The organism is Chryseobacterium echinoideorum (assembly GCF_007474535.1).
GTDB lineage: Bacteria > Bacteroidota > Bacteroidia > Flavobacteriales > Weeksellaceae > Chryseobacterium > Chryseobacterium echinoideorum.
Genome location: NZ_VKNW01000006.1, coordinates 201,507 through 224,274, shown reverse-complemented (window position 1 = coordinate 224,274; position 22,768 = coordinate 201,507). Strand labels below are relative to the sequence as shown.

Below are 22,768 nucleotides of genomic sequence, written 5' to 3'. Positions count from 1 at the left end.
TATAATTAAAAAATAAAATCTGTATTTCATATATAAAAAGTTTTCTTGGAGTTAGTTTTTATGATTGTCCGTTTTTAATCCTATTGAAAATAGTTTTGAGTTATCAATTTAAAGGTCAACAGCTTATTGATTAAAAATACTATTAATTTTTTTGGAGCGAATAAAGTCAATTGAAAGAAGGATTGCTCATTGAAAGAGTATCCTATTTAGAAAATAATGACCGGATGAATAAAATAAAACTGTAAAATTCTATCCCTAGTTTGCAAGTGAAAAAAATAAGAATTAAGATATATGATGTTTTTAGTTAAAAACAAAGTTTACTGCATCATATTCACCGGAAGATCCCAATATAATTTTTATTCCTACAGGACGAGATCGGTACGCAGTTCCGTTAATATTTATTTCTAATGTTGCCTGTATAACCGTGAAGGGCTTTCTGTATTTCGTATATTTAAAAGAACCAGGTCTATTGATGCTTCCTGAAGGCAAAAATTCTTTAAAATTTGCAGCAGGCCTGAAATAATGTATAGGTTCTATATCAATGACAGTTTCATTTGATTTTATTAGATATTCTGATTTTCTGTTCCAAAGTTCAGCATCAGACATTTTTTCCTGATAGAATCCGGCAGGTTTGGTATTGCCATTGGGCATTCTTTTTCTCTGCTTATATCGTTCTATGATAATTTTGGGCTGATGCTTTTCTATATCTATTTCCCCGATCAGTTTTATATCTAAGCTTTTATAACATACGATTCTGCTCAGAACGTGTGAGTACCCTTCTATTTTTGCCGCTATATTTTCTGGTGAACTTTCTACAATTTTATGACCGGCGCCAGAATTCATGATATCATCTGCTTTATAAAAATCATAATATCTGGATGAAGTATTGCCTGATGATCTTATTGATAATCCAAAATTAAACTCATTTAAGTGGGCATAACTGTTTATCAATTCCGCAAACTCATTTTCAGTGGGAAAATCTCCTGTTTCAAAATAGGATTTTAGCTGCTCTCTTGTAGTTAGTTTGTTCATTTCTTGCATATTAGTTATAGTCTATCAGAAACTTTTAGCTCTGATTATCAATAGTAAGTTCTTAACTCTTTTTCATTCATCTTAGCTATGAAGGTAAACCTGTTTCTTGGGGTGGCAAAGATGTATAATTACATTCTATTCTTATATTTCTCACTCCTGAGATTTGCCCGCTCCAAATGTTTTCGTTATTTTGCTCTGCATATAGGTAACCGGTTGTTAATAATTCCCCGTTATCTGCATTATAAGCATTACATTCTATTGATTTGTCTATTCCTCGAAGATCTGCATTATAGCGGAATGACAAATAATCCCATGCATCATAATGATCTGTAATACTGTCTTCAGATTTATATCTATCACTCCAATTACCTGCCTCAGCTCTGTATAAAACAGTTGCATCAGTATTATTTTCAAAATTGATTTTGGTATTTACTATACTCACCTTTTGTCCTATATTATTCCTTTGCAATTGAAAGTAAAATCCTTTCCCTTTTAGTGTTCCTAACTCAAACCCTTCTTCTATGGTTGGCAGATTATTTCCAAATAATTTATACACATAATAACTGGGATCTATCTGATATTGTAAAAGATAGTATTCATATTCTTTTAACCCTTCTGCGGGAAACTTTTTTGCTTTAATGGTATAAGGTGCATTACCAAAGAAATATTTTCTTAAAGAACCACCGCTAGTTTCACCTATTTCAATCAATTGATCTTCTTCGTCCTGCTGATTTACAACAAGCGAAAATTTTTGATTTTCGACATTGGTTGTGTAATACTGGATATATCCATTTTCTATATCTACCAAAGTATTGGCAAGGATTGCTGCTTCCTTATTGGTCAATATATCTTCTTTATGTCTTAAAGAGTCTATCAATTTTCCAAACTGACCTTGAGTAGGATAATCTCCTGCTTCAAAATAACTTTTTAATTCCTCTCTTGAGGTTACTTTATTTTCTTCCATAATTTAAATGCTTCTGTATTCTTGTTAGTAATTTATTATTGGTAACTTATTATTAATTTTAAAACGAGGCTTTTTCTCAATAAAAATTGTCAGGATTCTATATTCAGAATTTGCAGTTACTTTTCTGCTTATTTTTCAGAGTACAAAACTCCCTCTTTTTTTGGTTATCTGAAAATTTTTAGAGGAGTCTGTCCTGTAGTTGCAGTAAGTCTAAATTTTCGGAAAATGTAATTATTACTGCTTGCTTTTCTGTGTACAAAACTCATCATTTTGTCGTTGATTTGAAAGTTTTTGGATACGTTTAAACTGTAGTTGCAGTAACTGTTTTTTAATTGTCTGAGAGTGATTTTTTTAAGGAACATTTAGACTATAACAGTTCTATATTTAATGATCAACCAGATAGATTTTGAAAATAATTTTCCGAACTACAAGTCATATTTCATAAAAATTCCGCAAAGTATTCTACTTTGCGGAATTTTCTTATCGTTATAGAAATTTATTTAAGAACTAATCCTCTTTAAAAAAGAAATATACTACAGCTGCCCATTCTTTTCTGATTCCTCTTGCGTAACCAATGGTATTGTGACTGCTGTTTTCTACCGTTCCATCATCTTTAATATAGCCGATAGTTACGTGGCTGCTGTTTTCTACTGTTCCGTCTTTTTTAACATAGCCTACCGTCGTATGATTTCTGTTTTCTATAGTTCCGTCACTTTTGATGTAGCCAATTGTATAATGACTTTTGTTTTCAATAGTACCATCGCTCTTGATGTAACCTGCTGTAACATGACTCCTGTTTTCTATGGTGCCGTCACTTTTTATATAACCTTTCGTGCCATGGCTTCCCGATTCTATGGTTTGCGCATTGGCAAGATAAAAACTGAAGAAAATTGAAAAAATAAATAGGATTTTTTTCATGATTTTAATTTAATTAAATATATGAAATATTACACATATCGTATCAATTTTCATTATAATTTTGAATTTTTATATCATACAATGATGATTAAATTTTAATAAGAAGTAGAAAATTCAAAATAATTTACATAACATTGCAAAAAAATCCATGAAAATTTTCAAATTTATTTCAATTGTTATCGTATTGGTATTCTTCGGAACTACTGTAAATGCACAAAAAAAGAAACCGGCAGCATCGTCCAAATCAGGACCCATAGAAATGCCTGCAAACACTGAAACGCAAGTGATACCTAATGATGAAAAATTCAATACGATGATTTCTAAAATTAACGAAATCGTTGTCTTCAAGTATGATGAAAGTTATAAAAATGCAAATGTATACATCATAAAAAACGGCAAAGAAACATTGATGTACAAGGCAAAATCTAATGATACGGGAGTTGACCCAAAGCTAAAAGCCAGAATCTATCATAAGAAAATCTATAGTCCGGACGGTAAGCAGCTTTTATTTACTTATGAAACGGAAACTGCAGCCACCAGTTTAATAAAAATTATCTGCAATTTCCCGGAAAAAAAATCTCTTATTCTGGATTTTTCAAAAATGTATGAAAGTGATGCATATACGATGGGCAAATCAGAAACTTTTGAAAAGTATCCTATCTTTTATTATTATTCATTTTATACTAATGCAAAAAATTAATTAAGATTTAGCAGATAGTCATTTTTAATATTTAATTTTTTGATTTGGCTACTGCGCCAACTTTTCCACTGGCGATAGCTGCAACACTGTCGGTAAATGCTTTTATCAGCTCCATGATTTGCGCAGCACGCTGAATGAAGAATTTCACCACATCGATAATTGCCATTGCCGCTTTTACAAAAGCACCAACCGGAGTGAGCAAGCCCATGATCCATTTGATACCCGCCTGAATAACCTGCTTTTGAATGATCTCCATAATGGTATCCATCACCGTAGCTTTCAGATCAGCAAATTGATCTTTCAGATGTTCCCAAAGTCCGACAACGCCTCCTTTACGAACGATTTGCACTATTTTGAAAATGATATTTTCATTCAAATAAAAAGCGAAAACCCTTTTAAGATTCCGCTTTTTATTTGATTATTCTAAAATATTAATATACTATTCCAAATTCTTCCAAATCCGGTTTTAAATGAGGAAAGATCACAGAAAAAAATCGTTTCATAAGTTCGTAACTCGGTGATTTTTCTTTTAAACAGTAAGTTAAATTCCAATAATTAAAACATTTTGCTTTATAGGCTAATTCCAAGTATTGCTCAAAATTAACTTTCATGTCGTGCAATGCTTCCGGAAAGCCTCCGAAACCTGTATATAAATACATATTGTCTATTAACTTACCGTCTTCTACTTTCATACAAGCAACAGCATATTCATTGAAATCTATTGGTCGTAAATCTCCTCCCTTTAGACCTACACTTATTGCTGCATTATACATACCGGTAGCTTTGACATCCTCAATATCAACAATGTTTTTTAGCTCAGAAATATTTAAATTACCACTCAACAATATTTTTACTGCTTCCCAACTGTAACCATTATCTAAATATTCTTTTTTTATCCACGGATCCTCTTTGAATAGCGCTTCTCGTTCTTTGCCATTTTGAAAACTTTCATCAACGATTTTCCAAATTAAGGAAAGCATACCAGCTTGACTATAAAAATCTATTAAACTTTTGGGAAAAATCAACCCTTTTTCCATTAATATTGCTTCTAATTCTTTATTCGGCATAGCATCATTTGGTTTATCTACTGCGCCTGAAGAAGTTAAATAACCAGAGTCATAAATTTCTGTAGATAAACTATTCTTTCTATCTCCAAATTTTTTCCAAATATCTATCATAATTATCTTTAATATAATAATTTGTTACTACCCCGCTGCCGCACGATTGCATCGTGTGGTTACTATTATAAATCAAACATTCTAAAAACAAAAATATAATTAAAGCTCTTTAAAACTTACACCCAATCTAAAACTTATGAAATATAATCTTTCAGGATTGTAGAACTTGTAATTACAACTCATCAATTATGTTTTCATAAAGATAAAAGCTTTTAAGAAAGTCTGAGAAATAAAAATGCCACACGAAAGGATTCGTGCGGCAGCAAGGTTTATATTTAATCAAAAATAATAATTTCATTTTTTTGAATACAAAAAAACGAAGCTTCTGAAAATAGAAACTTCGCTTTTATAATTAATATCTAAATGCTTATTTATCTTTCTTCTAAAAGTTTAAAATAATGACTGTAGTCTTTATCCGGAAAAGCTTTTTGCAGAGCTTCCAATGATTCTTTTAAATTTTTATAGATACCATCCGCTTTTAAATCTTCTAATGAAACTTCAGTAAAAAGATATTGCCAATCGGCTATACCCAGCATATCTAAAACAGCTTCATAATATCCATTAAAAGTGAGATTGGTTTTATAAGCTAAGGCTCTATTAATATAATAAATAGCCGGCTCATTAGGTGGGGCTATCCCATTCTGAATACTGAAAACGGTCAATTTACCATCACCAATCTCCGGACGAGTATCTAAAATACGGAATGTCTTCCACAGAGATATCTCTTCAGGTGTTTGACCTTTAAACCAAAGTTTTTCATCAAAATCTAGCAGAGATAATCGTGAATACAGTTTTTCAATGTTAAATTCTATTTGAGAAGCAAAGTCATCTACTTGAAACCAAGCATGAAAATAATATTTATCTATATTTAGAATATCCAAATATCTATTAGCTACCTGATCGTAACCTAATTTAGTAAATTTATTAATCACAAAACTAGCCTCTTCTTCATCAGTTTCTAAAATATTAGATTTGATTGATATATCTTCAAAATAATTTGATTTGAGAATGTTCTCTAAGTTTTTAAATTCTTCGGTGATTTTGAATTCCATTGGTTTTATATTAAAATATTATTAAATTATTAATTTCAGCTCTATTTAATATCGCTAAGTTTTCTTGATTTAGACTAGTATTCAAGTCTATTTTAGTTCCTAATTTAATCTCTAAATCTCTAATATTGTTATATCCTCCATTTTGTTTTAAAACATTAACAAATTTTTGATTCATGCCTAACGCTGCTGACATTTCTTTCGTATCCCAATTATTCGCTTTCATATCAAAAGGTTGGAAATCCATCTCTGGATAATCCGGACTTATATGAAATTCTTTAATAGGACTGTTTCGTTTCCAATCTTTTCCAGCTTTAGAATAGGTTCCATAACTTGCAAATAAAAATTTAGGGAAAACTTTTCCGTTATAATATTCAATATTAAACTTGTACCATATTACCTTCCTTTCTTCTATAGGAGCTTTTTTAGCCAAATCAATTGCAGCACGTTCCAAATTTTGAGAAAACGACACATTAATACTTCCTAAAGCAGGTGTTAAGTTTGAATCTACTGCATTACCGCCTAATTGATGAGGTAGCAAGTGCATTCTAACCCATTTTGATCGATCTCTTAGTCTCTGACCAGCCAATTCTGGCCATCCTTCTAAATTTCCTTTATGTTTACTTGCTTCAGATCCATCAAGAACTTGATCATTCAAATAATCAGCTACAAAACTATGCGCTTTTACATTATCAGACATAATAGGCAATCTAGGCAACGGATATTCATTATTTTCAATATTAAATAGTTTTTTCAAATATTTTTGAGAGAAATGTCTTAACTCTTTTTCTAAATCGACTTTTAAATCTCTATTATTATCAAATCTTTTTGCTTTTTTCTGCCTTGATATTGAAGCCCTACTATTTTCAGTATCTTCTAAATCAGCTTCTCTTAAAGCTTCTTCTTTTGGTTTAAGAACTCTGTAATAATAAGACTTTGCTAAATTAAGATTTTTCAGTAATTCTTCATTATTATTTTCACGCGCTTCACTATTTTTATTAATAAATAAATGTTCAATTCTTGTAGGGGTACTTTCAATAATTAAATCTTTTCCTTTGTAATAAGCATGATGCGTATGTTTATCTGCCTCATCTTCAAACTCAACCTTTATAGATTTAAAACTATCTATTTTACCATTATCGACATTATCATTCTCTACTCCTTTACTATCCGACTTACCTTTTTTCTTAATATCTTTTCTACCAAGCAAGCCTTTAGCCTTAACTTTTACAAAATTCCAGAATCTGACAATTGCGTTTTCAATACGCTTACTTATTTTTCGTACTACACTAACAACTTTATCTGTTATTCCACCAAGACCTGCCAATGAAGCTAAAAACCCAATCACTACAGGAATAGCTTTACCTAAAGCATTTTCTATTGCTTTTGCCACAGCACCTACATTTCCGCTGGCAATTGCTTTTACTCCATCTGTAAAAGCTTTTATAAGCTCCATAATCTGGGATGCTTTTTGGATGAAGAATTTCACGATATCTATAATTGCCATAGCTGCTTTTATAAATGCTCCCGCCGGAGTAAGTAAGCCCATTACCCATTTAATTCCTGCTTGTACCGCCTGTGTTTTAATAATATCAATAATGGTATCCATTACGGTATTTTTAATATCAGCAAACTGATCTTTCACATGTTCCCAAAGCCCGGCAAAACCGTCCCTCTGAACAATCATTACCATATCAAAACCTCCTTCAAGAACCTTCATCGCACGCTCTCCAACTACTGAAGCTCCAATACTTCTGATGTTCGTCCAGGTTAAACCCAGCATCTGAGTACTGATAGAGAAAATACCTTTTAAAGAAAATACATCTTCCGGCATGGTGAACGAAATATTTTTCATTGCTCCGGTTAACCATCCAAAGAATCCTGTTTTAAGGTGTGTCCAGATATTGGTTCCGAAATTGATAAACCCTTGCGAAACACCGTCAATAAGTTTCGATAAAAATCCTATTGGGTCTGCAACAATTGCCATTATCGCACTTACCGCTCCGGAAAGTAGCTCAGTAAGCGTTTTTTTGATCTCCTGTATTGTTTTCCAAACACCTACCGTTTTTTCTTCTAAAGTTGATAAGAATCCAAGGTTACGTTTTTTAATATCAACAATCAGTTCGTCAACTTCCTTCAGAGCATTATTGTACTTGGTTGTTAATGTATCGATTAATGAAGATTCTTTATCGCTGATAGAACTTTCAAGCTCTTTAAACTGCCCTTGGATTGAATCAATATCTCCTTTGATGGCTTTTTTTACATCTGCAGGAAGATTTTTAATAAACGAAACAACTTTTTGACGTCCGGAAGTAATAGAAGCTTTAGCTTTATTTAATCGTGTAGTTACCAATTCTGCAATTTGCCCAATAACACCGTCCATTGCAGTTATAAAATTTTCTTTTCCTTTTTTATAGAACTTATCTACTTCATCCGGCAATTTTCCATTCCTGAAATCTTCCCACCGTTCACTATATTTGTTAACACTATACCATTTACCATAACGTTTTGCTTTGTAGTCTTCCAATTTCTGGGTCACTTCCTTTTCAAAAGCAGATTTGGCCTTTTTAGCACCAGCATCGAACAATTGGGTAACTTTAGTCTCCAGATCATTCAACTGTTCACCGACAGATTTCTTCGTCTCTTCATAAATAGTATTCAACTTCCCAACAACATCCTTGTGTTTAGCTGTATCTTCCTTACCTGCTTTATGTTGTTTGTTGGTAACACTATCCAGCAACTCCTTTCTGCTGTGATGCATTCCCTCCATCGTGCTGTTGGTTTTACCTTGTGCTGCCTGTTTAGAAGCTTCCAGTTTTTTGTTTTCAGCATTTTTAAATTCTTTAGGAGCATTCTCTGCATTTTCTTTGGCGGCTTTTTTAGCATTGAGTGCATCAATGAAATCTGGCTCATTCGAATTTGCCAACTGTTCATCTGTAATATTATTTTTAGCAAACTGCTGTTCAACCGCTTTATAACTTTTAGCAATAGGTTCACTTAACTCGGAATCGCCTCGTTTAGGTGGCATAGCATCTGTGGCTTTTATATTGACTTTTGAGCCTATTTTCGGATCAGGTAACGCCGTTGATTTACGCTGTGCAATTTCAGCCTCATTAGGTTCTTTCTTAGCAACAGCTTGTATACTTCCTGTTACGCTATTTTTAGATGTTACCACATCTTTTTTAATATTTTCATTAACGTTATTAATATTATTACGTTTTTCAAAATTGTCAGCGTCTCCTTGTTTTTCAGGTAAATTGATGTTTTTGATTCTCTCTTTCAATTTCGCCTTGAATCCAAATGCGGTGAAAGAGCCTGATTTTTGCTGATCCAGTTGTTCTACCTGTTGGCCTCTTGCTCTCGATTTGCGTTCTCCATCCGGTACTGCTGCTGCTGCTTTTGCATGAATTTCAGCTTTTTCTTTAGTATTATGAACTCGTTTTGCTTTTGCCGTATTTTTTACCAAACCTACAGTCTGGTTAAAGTTCGGATCACTCTTCGGACTTGTTGGTGTAGTTCTCACAGCATCTTCCTGCTCGCCAGATAAAACAAATTCTGCACTCATATCCGATGCAGCAACAGAACCCTGAACAGCCTGTATTTCTACAGAATCAACAGATTCTGCTATTCCAGGAACTATGGTTTCAGAATTGTCTTTAGCACTCTGAGTCATAATCGCCTGTTCCTGTACCGTCTTTGGCAGATAAGTTCCATATTTAAGGTCGTTGTAATCGCGTGCCTGATTGATATTCAAGGTCGTTATATATCCTTTTTCCATCCCTTTGGTATCGGGATGATTGATATCGCCGGTTTGCGCAAGACTCTCCTGATGTTTTCCAGACATGAGTTCAGATCCCTGATCATAAATAGTCTGCGAGCCATGTACCGGTACAACACGCCCGTTTTGACTGATTTTATTACCCTCAGAATTTACAACATTACGATGATGAGCTTCCTGTTTTTGTATTGATGCATCCATCACTTCTCTTTCAGGTAACGGAATAACCACAGATTCTTGCGGTTTTTGCCTTTTACCCTGACTTTGATGGGCTTTGTTGTCTTTTTCTACAGTATTTGCTGCTTTCATGGACTTAGTGTTTTTTTATTATACATAGTTTAAAAAGTATACAAGCACAACTCATACTGCTGCACTCTATATTAGGCACCGAATCTGAAAAATCAGACCGTGTATAATGATTTTTTTTAGAATTAAAAACCGGAAGCGGCATTAGCAATGTGATGAGAAACACGCGCGCTTAGCCGCTTCCGGTATTGAGTTCTCATGTTTATTAGTTTCCTTGGTTCAAAATTCAATCTTTTTTGTGAGAATTACCTGCATTTTAGGCGATGGATTCTGTAGCTGCAGTAAATGATTTTCCAGACTGCTTTTTACTGCACTGATGTAAGATTTACCGATAGAGGTAAATTTAACCTATCAGTTCAGTCAACAGAATCTTCTCATTATTTATAATTGAAAATTATATGTAATAGTTTCATGGTTTTTTGATTTTATAAATCAGTCTTCTTTTTCTTCCTCTCCGGACTTCCTATCTGTTTTGAAGCCATCATGATTTCCAATATGAAGATTCACCGCTCTGTCAATCCATTCAGGAAGATTGGTCGTGATCATCTTGAGATACTTATCATATCCGTAGCCTAATACAAACAATACTCCCGTTGAATACCATTTGTTATCCAGTTCGGCTCTATTCATCAGATAGCTCATTGTAAAGCCGACTATCATCACGATCAGCAATGTGACAAAATGCTCCCACAGCTGTTTTTTTTCTTTGTTCTGTATTGAGATCAATACCCTTAATAATCCTCCTGAAAACGCAATTGCAGTTCCGATTACCAAGGCTTTTATACTATCCAGATTCATTCTTACAGGTTTTGCTGTTACTTATTAAAATGTTGATTTTTTTCAAAGCTTTTTAGATTTTATTATTCTTGGCTGAGGATATACATATCATCTAAAAACTTCTTGCTTTTCCGAATATTTTCTTTTTCATTCACATAAGCCAGCTCGTCAATCAGATCATCAATTCTCTTATGTGGTTTTTGTTGTTTTTCTTTGTTGTTTTTCTTTCTATCCTTTTTCATGGTTATAATTAATTTTTTAAATTGGTCATGTTTTTTTTAATCTTCTAAAAAATTGATTCTATAATTTAAGAAGAGATTCAAAATACGTTTTAAAAGCAGTTTTTTTATGTTAGTCATTGGGGGCTCTTAATCCTTATTTAATCTTTACCTTTTTTATCATTGAAAATTAACCCTGTAGAATAATGTTATAAATGGTTCTTTCGGACAAAAACAACATTTCCGTTAGTTCACTTACAATGACTTTCATCTGTTTATTTTGGTTGCGTTTTACATACTCAATAACAAAATTTTTCCTTTTCTCTATTAATTCTTTACTTCTTTTCATGTCTTAAGTTTTTGTGAATTAGTTTGTTTTTTTAGTTTTTTAATTTTTACTGTTTACCGTTTAATTTTATAAGAACCCCCGCAAAGGCAACTTTTCCGCCTTTGAATAGATGACTAACTATATTTTTAATTTTTGTGTTTAAGCTTGAAAGGTATTTCCATAAAGGATGACATACCCGCTTTTTTAGTTTTAATTTTGTTTCGTTTTGTTCTGCTGATAAAGTAATTAATACATATTACAATAAGATTAATTCCCACAATTTATGAGTAAATAAGATCAACATTCAAATATCAGTGAGCTTACTTATTCAGATATATAACAACGCAACTAATTGATATTTTACCTACTCAACATTCTTTGGGTTTACCTTCAGAATTATTTTCTTTCTTTTAAGGAAATAAAAGATCAAATCTTTCTGTTTTGTACAATAATTCATTTTATAAAACGCAATTTTATCATTCATAAAAAATATATTACGAACAAAATTCATTTTAAAAAGTGTAAAATATTCATATATCTTGAATTTATCTAATTATAACTTTCATTTCAGCTTTGATTGCAGTTGAATAAAACTAATAAAGAAAAATTTGATTACAAATAGTATTCAATAAAAACCAATAACTTAACACTCTGATTATAAGAATATAATAAATTGAAATAAAATTCTTACAATTAAAATAAAATCAATTAATAAATATATTTTCGTATATTTGCATTGTTGTTTCTTAATAGCGAGACAAATATACGAACAATGTTCGTTTTTCAAAATAAAAAATGAATATTTTGCGTATTTTTTTTAACAACCAATTATAACCGTATCAAAATGAACTATTTAGAATTTAAAGAAATCAGAAAGAAACTCAAAATGAAGCAATCTGATATAGCAAAATCTATAGGAGTTGGTACCAGAGCTGTACAATATTGGGAAAAAGGCGAACGCAAAATACCGGAAACAACGGCCTATTTTGTCAATAATTTGCTGCAGGAACAACAGAAAAAACAAAATGAAGCTGCGTCTCCCGTTGTTTTTTCAGATCTGAAAATCATGTATGTTCCTCTTGCCAATCAATACGCACAGGCTGGCTACCTGAGCCGCTTTGCAGATGAAGAATATATAGAGAGTCTGCCAACAATTCCTTTTAGTGACGATGTAGAACACCGTGGAGAATATATGTGCTTTGAAGTAAGAGGAGACAGTATGGATAACGGCTCCTACGAAAGCTACCTGGAAGGCGACATTATTTTATGCAGAAACATTAGACAAGATTACTGGATGAGCAAACTGCATTATGACAAATGGGATTTTGTGATCGTGCATAAAGAAAAAGGAATTTTAGTAAAACGCATCATCAACCATGATGTTGAGAAAGGCATTATCACAGTTCATTCTCTGAACGAATATTATGATGATTTTGACATCCACCTGAAAGACGTTGCAAAACTTTTCAACATCATCAGTACAAGACGCAAAAACAACAGAAGATAAAACATCTTTTTGAATAAAAATCCTCATTTTTTTTGAGGATTTTTATCTTTAAAGCTTCGTCTGAAATATTTTAAATATAAACTGTTTTAGTATTGTTTAAATATATACTCATTGAAGTACTTCTCATTTCTGCCAATGCATTTTGGATAAAAGGAGTTTTTCCGCCGCTGGTATCGCATGCTGCAAGAGAGATATCTCCGTTAACCCTCACAGATTGACTTGCATCTAAGATTATATCAACATTAATCTTTCCCTTCACCGTTACAAAAACCGGAATTTCGGTACGTTGAGGATCTCCATCCGGAGTCTGCCTTACCATATTCAGCGGAGCAAGGTTTGATTGCTTTACAATGCCTCCGTCACCTTCTATATAGATGCTTGCTACTGCACCGGAAGGATTACCGTCCAGATAAAACGTCATCGGAACATCTGATCTGTCTCCTTCTAACATAAAAGACAACTTGCTTTGTTTACATTGATCAGAAGGCTCATCTCTTGCGATTTCCGTATATTTAAATTCAGGTTCTGTGCAATCTGTTCCACGATATATTGAAAAATTATGTTCTGCTGAAATTCTGCTGCATTCAATTTCTTTATCTAAAAACAGAAGCTGAGACTCTACATGCAAATGAGCAGGTGTTTTTTCATTTGTCGTAAAAGATGAATATTCACTAATTCTGAGCATAATTTGTCCGGCCTGATTTGGGGTGTAAACAATTGGTAAAGACTGATGCCCCGTTACTCCGCTTGGCAAATCATTGGGAATCTCGAAAGTCTGTATGATTTTATTATCTGTTCCCACAACTTCTACATTATTCTTAAAAATATCATTACACCTTCTGTAATATATTTCATGAGACATGTTCATTTGTTTCCCAACTGCCGATTGAGCGACATCTACTGTTGCGATTACCCAATCAGGAGAATTAGACAGCTCAATTATATCTAATCTTGCATCTTTTGTATTGGATAAATGATCACAGACAGGAACCTCTGCTTTTTCTTTAGTATAAGAAAGTGTATTTGATATGACTGAATGATTTTTTGCGTCAATAACAACTGCTCTATAATAATTTTTACCCTCTGTATTGATAGAATCTGTAAAATTTCCTATAGTAAGATTGTCAGTAAATGTGTTCCATGTACTGCCATCGGTACTTTTCTGGATTCTAATATTTGTAATATCATTATCAGGATCAGTTGCATTGACATCAATAGTGTAACTGCAAGCCGATTGTGTGCATGATCTGTCTGCGTTTAATTCGCCATCATTCCATTTTAAGGAAACTGTTGGCGGATTTCTTCCCGGGCAATTCCCTATTTTAAAGGAACTTTCTTTTCTCGCAACAGCTCCATCCTGGGTATTCAATGTAACAACTAGATGATAATCGCCGTAAGTTTGAATTTCCGGAAGACTTACTGAAAGATTGCTTCCAACATAAGGTACTGTTGGTAACGGAATTGGGAAGTCTGTATATGAACCAGCCGAACTTATTTTATAAGATGCAATTGCGCTTGTTACTGGCGAGGAAGATGTATAATTTACATCAAATGAAATACTGCATTTTGCTACTGCCATTTTTTTATTCTTTATTATTATTTTAATTTTTGAATTTAAAGGGTGTTTTATGAATCTGCTGGATTTTTATACACCCTTTATCCTATTTAAAGCTTGAAAGTAAACCTGTAATTGCTACTATCGTCTCATCAATAGCAATAATTACACAGCCACACCTTCGCAGCAATCTCCGCCTTCCGGAAAGTTGATACTATTTATTACAACAGGAACTTCTTCATACCAATCGCTGATCACTAGATTTTGAGTACATCCTTCGCTCATTACATTTACCTTTATCGTCGGGATTCGTTTCGGATAAAGATTATAGAAAGTATATCTTATATGTCCGTTTGCGTCAGGATTTAGGGTAATGAAAGATCCGTTACCCAGAAAATCCCAACTGTACTGGTAATCTGCAACATTATCTCCTGAAATTTTGAAGTCAACTGTTGTTTTAATCGAATCTCCTTCTGGATATTCGATAGAAATGACTTCAACTTTTACTTTTGGCTGGGCAATAACTTTAATACTACAATTTGCAGGGCTTCCATTGACTGAAAAAGTAATTTCCTGACCATGTAATTCTGAGCTTACCAATTGAGGATTGAAGAAATAAAGTCCGTTGACTAGTTCTACTCCTCCATTGAATTTAGGATCTACATCTGCAGTCACCACTCCATTGAAAGGAAGCACCGTAAAAGGAATACGATCTGCTTCTGCACAAATAGTAGCGCTAGGTAAACTCAGATTAATTTTGACTTTCGGTGTACAACAGATGTACGGAAGTGAAAAATCTGCCACAATTGTGGTCACTCTACCGCTAGCTTCATAAACCATTACAAAGGTTCCGCCTTTTTCAACTCCATGTAAATGTTCTAAACCAGAGTTTTTTTCTACATAATCATTAAAATAAGCTTTTGACAAGTCTTTATTTCTCAATAATTCTGTAAAAGAAAGTAACATAATATCAAATCCTAACTGCTGCTCATCTCGGATCTTTTTTATTTGCTCAAAAGCCTCCTGATAATTCATTCCCTGATGCCCTTCGATATTGTAAAAAGAATTTCTGTCTATATTAAAACTCACAGGATTCTGAATGTGAGCATCAGGTGAAAGCAAATCTGTGTCATATCCTAAATTTTCTTTGGACGAACGATTGTTTGTTTTATCAAAACTCCAGGTTTTTAAAAATTCTTCTGAAACTTCGTAATAAAAAGGAATTGCTTTGTTGCTGAGAGAATTGAGTTTTTGTGACGGCGTAATTTTAATCTCTGTTTTAGCCTCAAAATCAAAAGAGTACCTAAAACTTTTTGCCTGCTGTGCAAAACGACTGATTAATAATCTAAGTTTTTTTGACGCCTTATCATCATCTAAAACCGGAGAATTGTAAAACTGATGTCGATATGGATCCAGCTGTATGTTTGATGTTAATTTCCCCAACATAATATGTTTTGGAAAAGAAACCAGATCCGGAAAACATTGGGTAAATGCTTTAGGAAGCAACGCCGTAATTTCAGAATAAGTATCCGATAAATCTTTTACGACATCGTAAACATATTGAAATCCTACTGACTTATCAAGGTGTTCTTTCAGTTTTGCTTCAAAAATTTCATGATCAACTTCCGGCATTCCAATAATTTTGGAGATTGCATTGATTTTTGCAAAAATACCCGCACCATACTCGTTTTTTTCTAAAACGGAGACATACATATTTTTTAAATCAAGCGAAGAAAAACCTGCATCAATTCCTCTTTCTGAAATAAGATGATCTATAATTACACGCTCTATTTTTTCATCCTTCAAAATATCTTTTAAAAACAAAGGATGAGGCTGAATCTTATCTTTTTCCAGAATATACTTGATTCCATCTGCTGTGGTAACCAACACTTTGAGATTTCTGACCTGCTGAATTCCGTGATTATCACAATCAACTCCTCTACAAGGTTTTACTTCTTTTTCATAGTTTTCTAAATAAAGCAGCAAATATTTATCTTCTAAATTAGAAAGCTTCTCAATCGGTTGGAAATCTGAATTCTTCTCTAAATCTGTTGCTAATTCCCAAAGTTCAATCTGCTTTTCTTCATTATAAAACGCCGGATATTTTGCTTTAAAATTATCATATCCTTTGAAATGGGTATATTCTTTCTGGTCTATGTTAATGGTTTTTAAATCACTTACATATAGTTCTTCACTTACCTTATTGGTTTTATTTAAGGTAAGTAAATCTCCGTCTGTCGTGAGTGCTGCTCCCTGAGAAAACTGTATGCTTTTCAACAACCTGTCTTTATAAACAAGCTTTGGCTTTAGTCCGCACACAATACCTACCCCCTGAAGCATGACTCTGGACAAACGATCCTGATCTTCGAAAAAATCTAAAAACTCATTGAACTGCGTATGCTCTATATATTGTCCTTTACTGAATTTTCGGTATTGAGTCGAGATATTACTTAATTGATTATTCATTGTTATTCATTTTTTTAATAATTTATTAAAAATGCTGTGATAAACTTCATAGACAGTTAAGTATGTCTATGAAGTTGTTTCGCTGATTTATCCTGTATAGAATAATTATCTTGTCGCTCCTGTACAAGGATTTATTTGTAAAAAATTACCAATTGGATAACCAGAATAAATTGGCGCCGGATCGTTTGCAAGGAATAATTGAGTATACGCAACCCCTGTATGACAAGAACCTAATGCACATTCAAGAGAAAAGCTTACATACCCATCAGAAGCCCCTGAAGCTAATTGTTCTGCTTCTTCTTGAGTTATAATAATTTCACTATATCTACTATATCCACTATTAACATTTGGAGGATAATTATGTCTATCTTGGTTTCCACCGGTATTACTTAAATGAATATTTCCTTTTACAACACCATTTTGATCGAATGGATTTTGACCATCTATTATTTGTCCGTTTCCTAATAAATTAAAACTAGCTCTGTTACAAGTATGACCTGGATCTATACCATGTCTGTATTGAATGACCACTCTCATACCGCTAAGACATGCAATAGTAGACTGTCCAGTTAACTTTAATGGTGCCAATCGGTAAATAGTACTACAGCCATTACTATTGGTTACTGTAAGTGTAGGATTATAAATATCTTCCTGACCAGCAACAAGATTGTACACATGAGTTTTTTTGTTGGTTGGCGCCTCATTGCTTACTATTGGAGAACCGTCACCAAAATTCCAAGTAAATGTAAGACCAGTAAAATCTCCCACAACATTAAATTCAACCGTTGCATCAGGGTTGTTTGCATTTTCATCTGTAGTAGGAGTATCATAGATTATGTCACCTGCAGATACAGATATAATTTCCGGTTTTTTGTACACTACCATCTGTACATCCACAGGATCATCATTAACGGTAAATGTAATGGTTTGTCCAAAATAAGCTGCATTAACGAGACTTGGATCAAAGAAACTCTGACCTGCTGATTGCATAATGGCAGGTATCGGAGTAGAACCATTTACAAATGCTTTTACTTCACCATCCAATGGAACGATAGTCATGGAAATCGGAGCATCATTCTGACAAAGCTGGCTTGCCGGTAATACCAAAAATACAGGGTCTTTTTTGGAACAACACAAATAAGGTAATGAAAAATCTGCAAGAACCTGATTATTTACTTCCGATTCTGCGATTAATAAAAATAACCCACCACGTTCTACACCTGCCAAATGCTCTAAGCCTGATTTACGCTCTAAGAAATCACTTAAAAGCTCTGTAGAAATCTCCTCTTTTTTCGGATCTTCTTTCACAATAACCACTTCCTTATCTGATCCCGGAGCTGTGAACGCAGCTTTATTTAACAATTTTAAGTCACTGTCTAATTTAGACAAATTGAACAAAGTGCTTTTATAATCTCCTTTTTCTTTGCTGATGTCATCAGAAATTGAAACCAATTGCTTTCTTAGATCTTCTATTGACAATTTCCTTGGTTCGGAAGGTAAATTATTATCCTTTTTTTCACCTTTATTTAAAAGCAATACACCGACATCGAAAGGCAACCCATATTTTACTTTGAGATCATTGATGTTTTGTACAGCAGTTTCATAAGGTAATCCTAAGTGTCCTTCAATTCTGTAGAAGTCGTAATTATCAATATTATAATTCAGCGGATTCTGAACATAATCGTCTCCTGCTAAATTATTTGTATGATAGCTTAGATTGTAAGTTTCTCTGTCGGTTTTTGCTTTTTCAAAATTCCATTGAGCCAATAAAGGTTGATCTACATTATAATAATAAGGTACCGCTTTGTTACCCAGCCTTACATACAAATTGGAAGGTGTAATTTTGACCGGTCCGTTGTGAGTTTTGAATTTATTAACCTTCTCAATAAAACGCTTGATCAGCATGATCACTCTTTCATAATTTTCATCATCATTTGTAGTTACCGGTGAATGATAAAAACTGTGACGTAAATCAGCTTTTTCTCCCAATTCCAATGCATCTCCTAAAGCTCCCAACATCAAATGTTTAGGGAAAGAATTAATATTTGGACAGCATTCAGCATCAAGATGCAATAGCAATCCTTTGATCTCATTGTAGGTATCAATTAAATCCTTAAACAAATCATATCGGTATTGATAATCACCCAGATTGAGTGTAGAAGTATATAGCAATGAGTTTATTTTTGCATTTAGCGAAGGATCATTTAAACTAAAGGTTGCTGCAATATCATTAAAACCATCAACTAAAGCAGGAACAGTATTGATAGAATCGTAGAATCTTGTCTTCAACTGTGACGGCGTTGTAATGGAAGAATCCAAAATCACTCGTTTGGCTTCTATTCTCGGAAGCCTGTCATGAAGTTTTCCGTACTCATTGTGAAGTTCGTAAACAGCATCCTTTGCATCTCCTTTGCTTAAAAGATCTTTAGCAACTTGCGAATCTGCTAAAAGCACTCTAAGATTGGAAACCTGCTCTGCTCCTGCATTATCACAATCCGCATCTTCACAAGGCGACTCTTCGTTAGAATAAGATTCTAAATAGAGAATGACGATTTTATCACTTAATGTATCAATATCTTTTACTTCTTTAAAATCATCAAGTTTTAAACCTTGAGATTTTAACAGTTCATAATCCCCTTGTGTAATAATTTCTAAAAGAGGAATCTGTTTCTTGTTGATATTAAAGTGATTGTACTGTACATCACTTTCATAACTTCTGTAATACCTGTAAGCATTGGTGTCAAAATCAATAAGCGTTTCAATGACTTTTTCATCCGAATTGGCTACAGCTTTTTCTATTCTTCTACGCAGCGTCATCAAATCTCCGTCTGTTGTGACCCCTGCTCCTTGTGTGATCACAATGGTATCCAGGTAATCTTCAGGATTTATTTGTTTTCCTTTGAAGATTTGTCTGATGACATCGGCATCTTTAATTGCAGCAGCATTAAAAAATATAGATTTAAAGCCACATACAATTCCTACTCCGCTCAATCGGGTTCTGGAGAGTCTGTCCTGATCTTCAAAATAGTCGATAAACTCGTTTAGCTGCCCTTCTGTTAACACCTGGTTTTCGTTAAACTTTCTATATTGGGTTGTTATATTGTTTAATTTAGCATTCATTGTTTTTCAATTTTATATGTTTGATTGTCCTAAAATTATTTTTCCGTCCAGGCTGTCGTTATCTTCTATATCGCAATCTAAGAGCCTTCCCGGTCTGTAAATATTATTCAGATGAGAAAGAGCTGTAAGCAGCTTATCAGTACTGTTGCCTAAGTTTTCCAGATTATTTTTAGCTTTATCTGAAAGATATTTTTTAAAGGCAGATTCAAATCCCGCCAAATCGTTCTGAGCAGTCTGTTTGTCGCTCATTCTGTCTCCAACCCAACAAATTTTTGCTAAAATATGAGCCGGAATTTCCTGTCTGATGACTGTTTCGGCATAACGCCTGAAATCAGGATCCTGAAAACGATACGCAAAACCCGGAAGAACAACACTTACCCGGTAAGAATAAGGATCAAAAACATCATCTTCGCAGTCTTCTTCGCACGAAGACATCAGCGCATCGGCATATTTAATAGGGGTAGAAGGAATTTCTTCATCTTCTTCAGGAGAAAATACTTCAAACGTATCTCCGATTGTCATATAACCGATTCCCTCCATATTCTGAAAGATTTTAAAGGTATCCTGTACCGACATACAACCAATACCGCCAATAAGTTTATAATCTTTAAATGCAGGTTTCAGCAGTAAATGTTCTACAAGGAAAATTCCTTCTTCAGTAAAATCATATTTAAAATAATTTACTGTTTTAATGATTCCATCTTTCAACTCGTCAAGCGAAGAGTAAGGAGTGGTTTTTTTATGGGTAGCAATTACTTTTTTAGTTTCAGAATCATCTACAATCTCCACATAATAATTGCCTCCCGATGAAAAGCGAATCTGAATATTCCCTATCAAATCATACGTTGGCTGAGCTTCTTCCAGCTTCTCTAATGCATTATCCAGATCTTCCTGATCGATTTGTATGGTCTGATAAATCGCTTCGTGCAGATTCTTGGTGGCGGCATATTCTATTTTATAAGTATTTACAGATGATAAAGTAATATTCCCTGTTGCGTCTTTTATTTTCCAAGTGTAGATTGGTTTACCGTCGGTTCCCTGTGTTTCGATAATCACAATAGGAGTTTGAGATAAGTTTCGTTGGGTATAATTTTTAAGTCCCAGCAAACGCGCAATCCTTTTCTGTACACCCGAAATATTTTTGGTATTCCAGAGATTTCCTACATCATCTAATGTATAATTGTAGCCAATTCCTCTGTCTTTACTTAATGTTTTGTATTCATTTAAGAAGTTTTCTTTGTTGCTTAAAACAATTTCATCTGCAGATTTCCCGTACAGAGATTTCATAAGGAAAGTATAATCACTGAAAGTTTCGGCAAAACGGGAAATCAGGTGATCTAAAACTTCATTTCTGCGTTCTACACTGTTATCAAGTTCCTCGTATAATGCATCTGTAAGCTTGTCGTCATCAGCATCATAATTTAAAACCAATTCATCAAAACCTTTAATATTTTTAAGAGTCTGCGTGAAATACGTTCTTTTTAAATCTCCATGAATACTTAATACTTCTTTTACTTTTTCCAAATGTTTAAAATAACTCGCAAGAATCTGATCAAAAAACAGTAAATACCCTTTCAACTGTTTTGCTAATGCTTCTCTTTCCGGTGTCGGATTTCCTATAATTCCAGAAATTCCTACTCCGTAAGTATCCGGAAATTCATTTAAAATAGTAGCATAGTTTCCGATGTCGTAAGAAGTTCCCTTCGGCAAAAGCAATTCTTTATTCTGTCTCGCATCTTCTCTCAACGCTTGCTCTTCTTTTCTAAGCGTTTCTAAATAATCCTGAACCTTTTTTTCATTGATATTTAACGGAAGCGCACCTTTACTGTAACTGAAAGAACTCAATTCGCAAAGCTCCGGCTTTTTACCTTTTTCGATGCAGATCAGCCAATCATTGTTTTGCTTTACCACGCTGTCGCAGCCTGCAATAGAAATTTCATGAATTTCTTTCACTCCGTCAACCTTCATGATTTCGCTGATAAGATCTGAAAGACGAACTTCTCTTCTCAACTGGCTGTTTTTAAGTTCTACATCATCAATAAAACCGTTATCCAAAAGCGGACCTTCAAAAATCTGATCTGTAGCAAGACCTTTATCCAGCATTTGTTTCAGCGAATAAAAATGAACTTCCGGAGCCAGATAATGATTAATTGTTCTGATTACTTTGGCGTGTACCAGTTCTTCATCTGCTTTATTTTCAAGACCGATTCTGGCACAAACGGCAACTTTTTGGGTTTCTATTTCTTTAATATCCACCAAATCTTCGCACAGACTTCTATTGGCATGATAGCGTTCCAGAATTTTCACTCTGGTTGAAGATTTATCGCATTCGCCGTGTTCAGCATCAATATCTTCTGCATAATCGACATACAGATCGTACAATCCTTTTACATTAAAATCGCTTGTTTTTTCTCCGATTGGTTTAAAATCAAGTGTTCCTGTTTTGCAGTCAACATACAGTTTTTCGGTTTTAGGAACCAGCCAGCAATTACGGACCGGTCTTTTGTGACCGGAACTGAAACTGATGTCTATGAACAGTTTTCTGTAATCCAGCTCAGTTAAAGGTCTTGAAGGTAAAATCTCTGTTGCCTTCAGAAACTGTGTATGAATATCTTTTTTATCATCTTTCGATGCCAAAATATCTTCCATATTCAGATTCATTCTCATTCCAAGATCTGTAATGGCGTAGCTCAGAACTTCCAGAGTGGTGATACCGGGATCATGGGAATTATAATCGGTCCATAGTTTTCCGCCTAACTTTTCTATGTATTCAACACCTGTTCTGCGTAGAAAATGAAAATCGGTCTGATCTTCCGTTTCTACCTTTTTGGGTATACTAATGTGCTTATTTTCTGACATAATTATATTTTCT

General features: G+C 33.7%; 15 protein-coding genes. 2 read left to right on the top strand and 13 right to left on the bottom strand.

Annotated elements, in window-relative coordinates:
* Nucleotides 1-300 precede the first annotated feature (300 nt).
* The 3 genes from FOL89_RS09875 to FOL89_RS09865 all read right to left on the bottom strand — a co-directional run bounded on the left by FOL89_RS09875 (nt 301) and on the right by FOL89_RS09865 (nt 2,914).
* Nucleotides 301-1,032: a hypothetical protein gene (locus tag FOL89_RS09875; RefSeq protein WP_144282636.1), complete on the bottom strand. Its 732-nt coding sequence runs from the start codon at nt 1,030-1,032 to the stop codon at nt 301-303.
* 85 nt (nt 1,033-1,117) lie between these two features.
* Nucleotides 1,118-1,996 (bottom strand): hypothetical protein, encoded by an 879-nt coding sequence (locus FOL89_RS09870; RefSeq protein ID WP_144282635.1) that lies wholly within the window; start codon nt 1,994-1,996, stop codon nt 1,118-1,120.
* Between the two features lie 507 nt (nt 1,997-2,503).
* A complete protein-coding gene (locus FOL89_RS09865) occupies nt 2,504-2,914 on the bottom strand; it encodes a 5-fold beta-flower protein (RefSeq protein WP_144282634.1) in 411 nt (136 codons plus the stop codon).
* Between the two features lie 148 nt (nt 2,915-3,062).
* Between FOL89_RS09865 and FOL89_RS09860 the strand changes: the two genes are divergently transcribed.
* Nucleotides 3,063-3,614: a hypothetical protein gene (locus tag FOL89_RS09860; protein WP_144282633.1), complete on the top strand. Its 552-nt coding sequence runs from the start codon at nt 3,063-3,065 to the stop codon at nt 3,612-3,614.
* Between the two features lie 31 nt (nt 3,615-3,645).
* Here FOL89_RS09860 and FOL89_RS09855 read toward each other — a convergent pair whose 3' ends face one another.
* The 6 genes from FOL89_RS09855 to FOL89_RS17570 form a co-directional block, all read right to left on the bottom strand.
* Nucleotides 3,646-3,963: a hypothetical protein gene (locus FOL89_RS09855; RefSeq protein ID WP_144282632.1), complete on the bottom strand. Its 318-nt coding sequence runs from the start codon at nt 3,961-3,963 to the stop codon at nt 3,646-3,648.
* Between the two features lie 82 nt (nt 3,964-4,045).
* Nucleotides 4,046-4,792: a hypothetical protein gene (locus FOL89_RS09850; RefSeq protein WP_144282631.1), complete on the bottom strand. Its 747-nt coding sequence runs from the start codon at nt 4,790-4,792 to the stop codon at nt 4,046-4,048.
* A gap of 371 nt (nt 4,793-5,163) precedes the next feature.
* Nucleotides 5,164-5,844 carry a hypothetical protein gene (locus tag FOL89_RS09845; protein ID WP_144282630.1) on the bottom strand — a complete coding sequence of 227 codons (681 nt, stop codon included), beginning with the start codon at nt 5,842-5,844 and terminating at the stop codon, nt 5,164-5,166.
* 10 nt (nt 5,845-5,854) lie between these two features.
* Entirely contained in the window at nt 5,855-9,928 is a 4,074-nt protein-coding gene (locus tag FOL89_RS09840; protein ID WP_144282629.1) for a phage tail protein, read from the bottom strand.
* Nucleotides 9,929-10,357: 429 nt separating this feature from the next.
* Complete coding sequence (locus tag FOL89_RS09835) at nt 10,358-10,723, bottom strand: hypothetical protein (protein WP_144282628.1); 366 nt, start codon at nt 10,721-10,723, stop codon at nt 10,358-10,360.
* A 62-nt stretch (nt 10,724-10,785) separates the two neighbouring features.
* Nucleotides 10,786-10,944: a hypothetical protein gene (locus tag FOL89_RS17570; protein ID WP_185146958.1), complete on the bottom strand. Its 159-nt coding sequence runs from the start codon at nt 10,942-10,944 to the stop codon at nt 10,786-10,788.
* 1,148 nt (nt 10,945-12,092) lie between these two features.
* On the opposite strand from FOL89_RS17570, the gene FOL89_RS09830 reads away from it, so the two are divergent.
* Nucleotides 12,093-12,755, top strand: a complete 663-nt coding sequence (locus FOL89_RS09830; protein ID WP_228444891.1) for a S24 family peptidase — start codon at nt 12,093-12,095, stop codon at nt 12,753-12,755.
* 70 nt (nt 12,756-12,825) lie between these two features.
* Here FOL89_RS09830 and FOL89_RS09825 read toward each other — a convergent pair whose 3' ends face one another.
* The 4 genes from FOL89_RS09825 to FOL89_RS09810 all read right to left on the bottom strand — a co-directional run bounded on the left by FOL89_RS09825 (nt 12,826) and on the right by FOL89_RS09810 (nt 22,755).
* A complete protein-coding gene (locus tag FOL89_RS09825) occupies nt 12,826-14,334 on the bottom strand; it encodes a hypothetical protein (RefSeq protein WP_144282627.1) in 1,509 nt (502 codons plus the stop codon).
* A gap of 141 nt (nt 14,335-14,475) precedes the next feature.
* On the bottom strand, nt 14,476-16,776 hold the full coding sequence (locus FOL89_RS09820) for a hypothetical protein (protein WP_144282626.1): 2,301 nt from the start codon (nt 16,774-16,776) through the stop codon (nt 14,476-14,478).
* Between the two features lie 105 nt (nt 16,777-16,881).
* The gene (locus tag FOL89_RS09815) at nt 16,882-19,896 is read right to left on the bottom strand and encodes a PKD domain-containing protein (RefSeq protein WP_144282625.1); all 3,015 of its coding nucleotides are present in this window, start codon (nt 19,894-19,896) and stop codon (nt 16,882-16,884) included.
* A 12-nt stretch (nt 19,897-19,908) separates the two neighbouring features.
* Nucleotides 19,909-22,755 carry a hypothetical protein gene (locus tag FOL89_RS09810; protein WP_144282624.1) on the bottom strand — a complete coding sequence of 949 codons (2,847 nt, stop codon included), beginning with the start codon at nt 22,753-22,755 and terminating at the stop codon, nt 19,909-19,911.
* Nucleotides 22,756-22,768 lie beyond the last annotated feature (13 nt).

Excerpts from the sequence above, each read along its gene's own strand:
- FOL89_RS09810 (WP_144282624.1), bottom strand. The coding sequence starts at position 22,755 with ATGTCAGAAAATAAGCACATTAGTATACCCAAAAAGGTAGAAACGGAA.
- FOL89_RS09850 (WP_144282631.1), bottom strand. The coding sequence starts at position 4,792 with ATGATAGATATTTGGAAAAAATTTGGAGATAGAAAGAATAGTTTATCT.
- FOL89_RS09825 (WP_144282627.1), bottom strand. The coding sequence starts at position 14,334 with ATGGCAGTAGCAAAATGCAGTATTTCATTTGATGTAAATTATACATCT.
- FOL89_RS09840 (WP_144282629.1), bottom strand. The coding sequence starts at position 9,928 with ATGAAAGCAGCAAATACTGTAGAAAAAGACAACAAAGCCCATCAAAGT.
- FOL89_RS09875 (WP_144282636.1), bottom strand. The coding sequence starts at position 1,032 with ATGAACAAACTAACTACAAGAGAGCAGCTAAAATCCTATTTTGAAACA.
- FOL89_RS09860 (WP_144282633.1), top strand. The coding sequence starts at position 3,063 with ATGAAAATTTTCAAATTTATTTCAATTGTTATCGTATTGGTATTCTTC.
- FOL89_RS09820 (WP_144282626.1), bottom strand. The coding sequence starts at position 16,776 with ATGAATAATCAATTAAGTAATATCTCGACTCAATACCGAAAATTCAGT.
- FOL89_RS09865 (WP_144282634.1), bottom strand. The coding sequence starts at position 2,914 with ATGAAAAAAATCCTATTTATTTTTTCAATTTTCTTCAGTTTTTATCTT.
- FOL89_RS09815 (WP_144282625.1), bottom strand. The coding sequence starts at position 19,896 with ATGAATGCTAAATTAAACAATATAACAACCCAATATAGAAAGTTTAAC.
- FOL89_RS09845 (WP_144282630.1), bottom strand. The coding sequence starts at position 5,844 with ATGGAATTCAAAATCACCGAAGAATTTAAAAACTTAGAGAACATTCTC.
- FOL89_RS09830 (WP_228444891.1), top strand. The coding sequence starts at position 12,093 with ATGAACTATTTAGAATTTAAAGAAATCAGAAAGAAACTCAAAATGAAG.
- FOL89_RS17570 (WP_185146958.1), bottom strand. The coding sequence starts at position 10,944 with ATGAAAAAGGATAGAAAGAAAAACAACAAAGAAAAACAACAAAAACCA.
- FOL89_RS09835 (WP_144282628.1), bottom strand. The coding sequence starts at position 10,723 with ATGAATCTGGATAGTATAAAAGCCTTGGTAATCGGAACTGCAATTGCG.
- FOL89_RS09870 (WP_144282635.1), bottom strand. The coding sequence starts at position 1,996 with ATGGAAGAAAATAAAGTAACCTCAAGAGAGGAATTAAAAAGTTATTTT.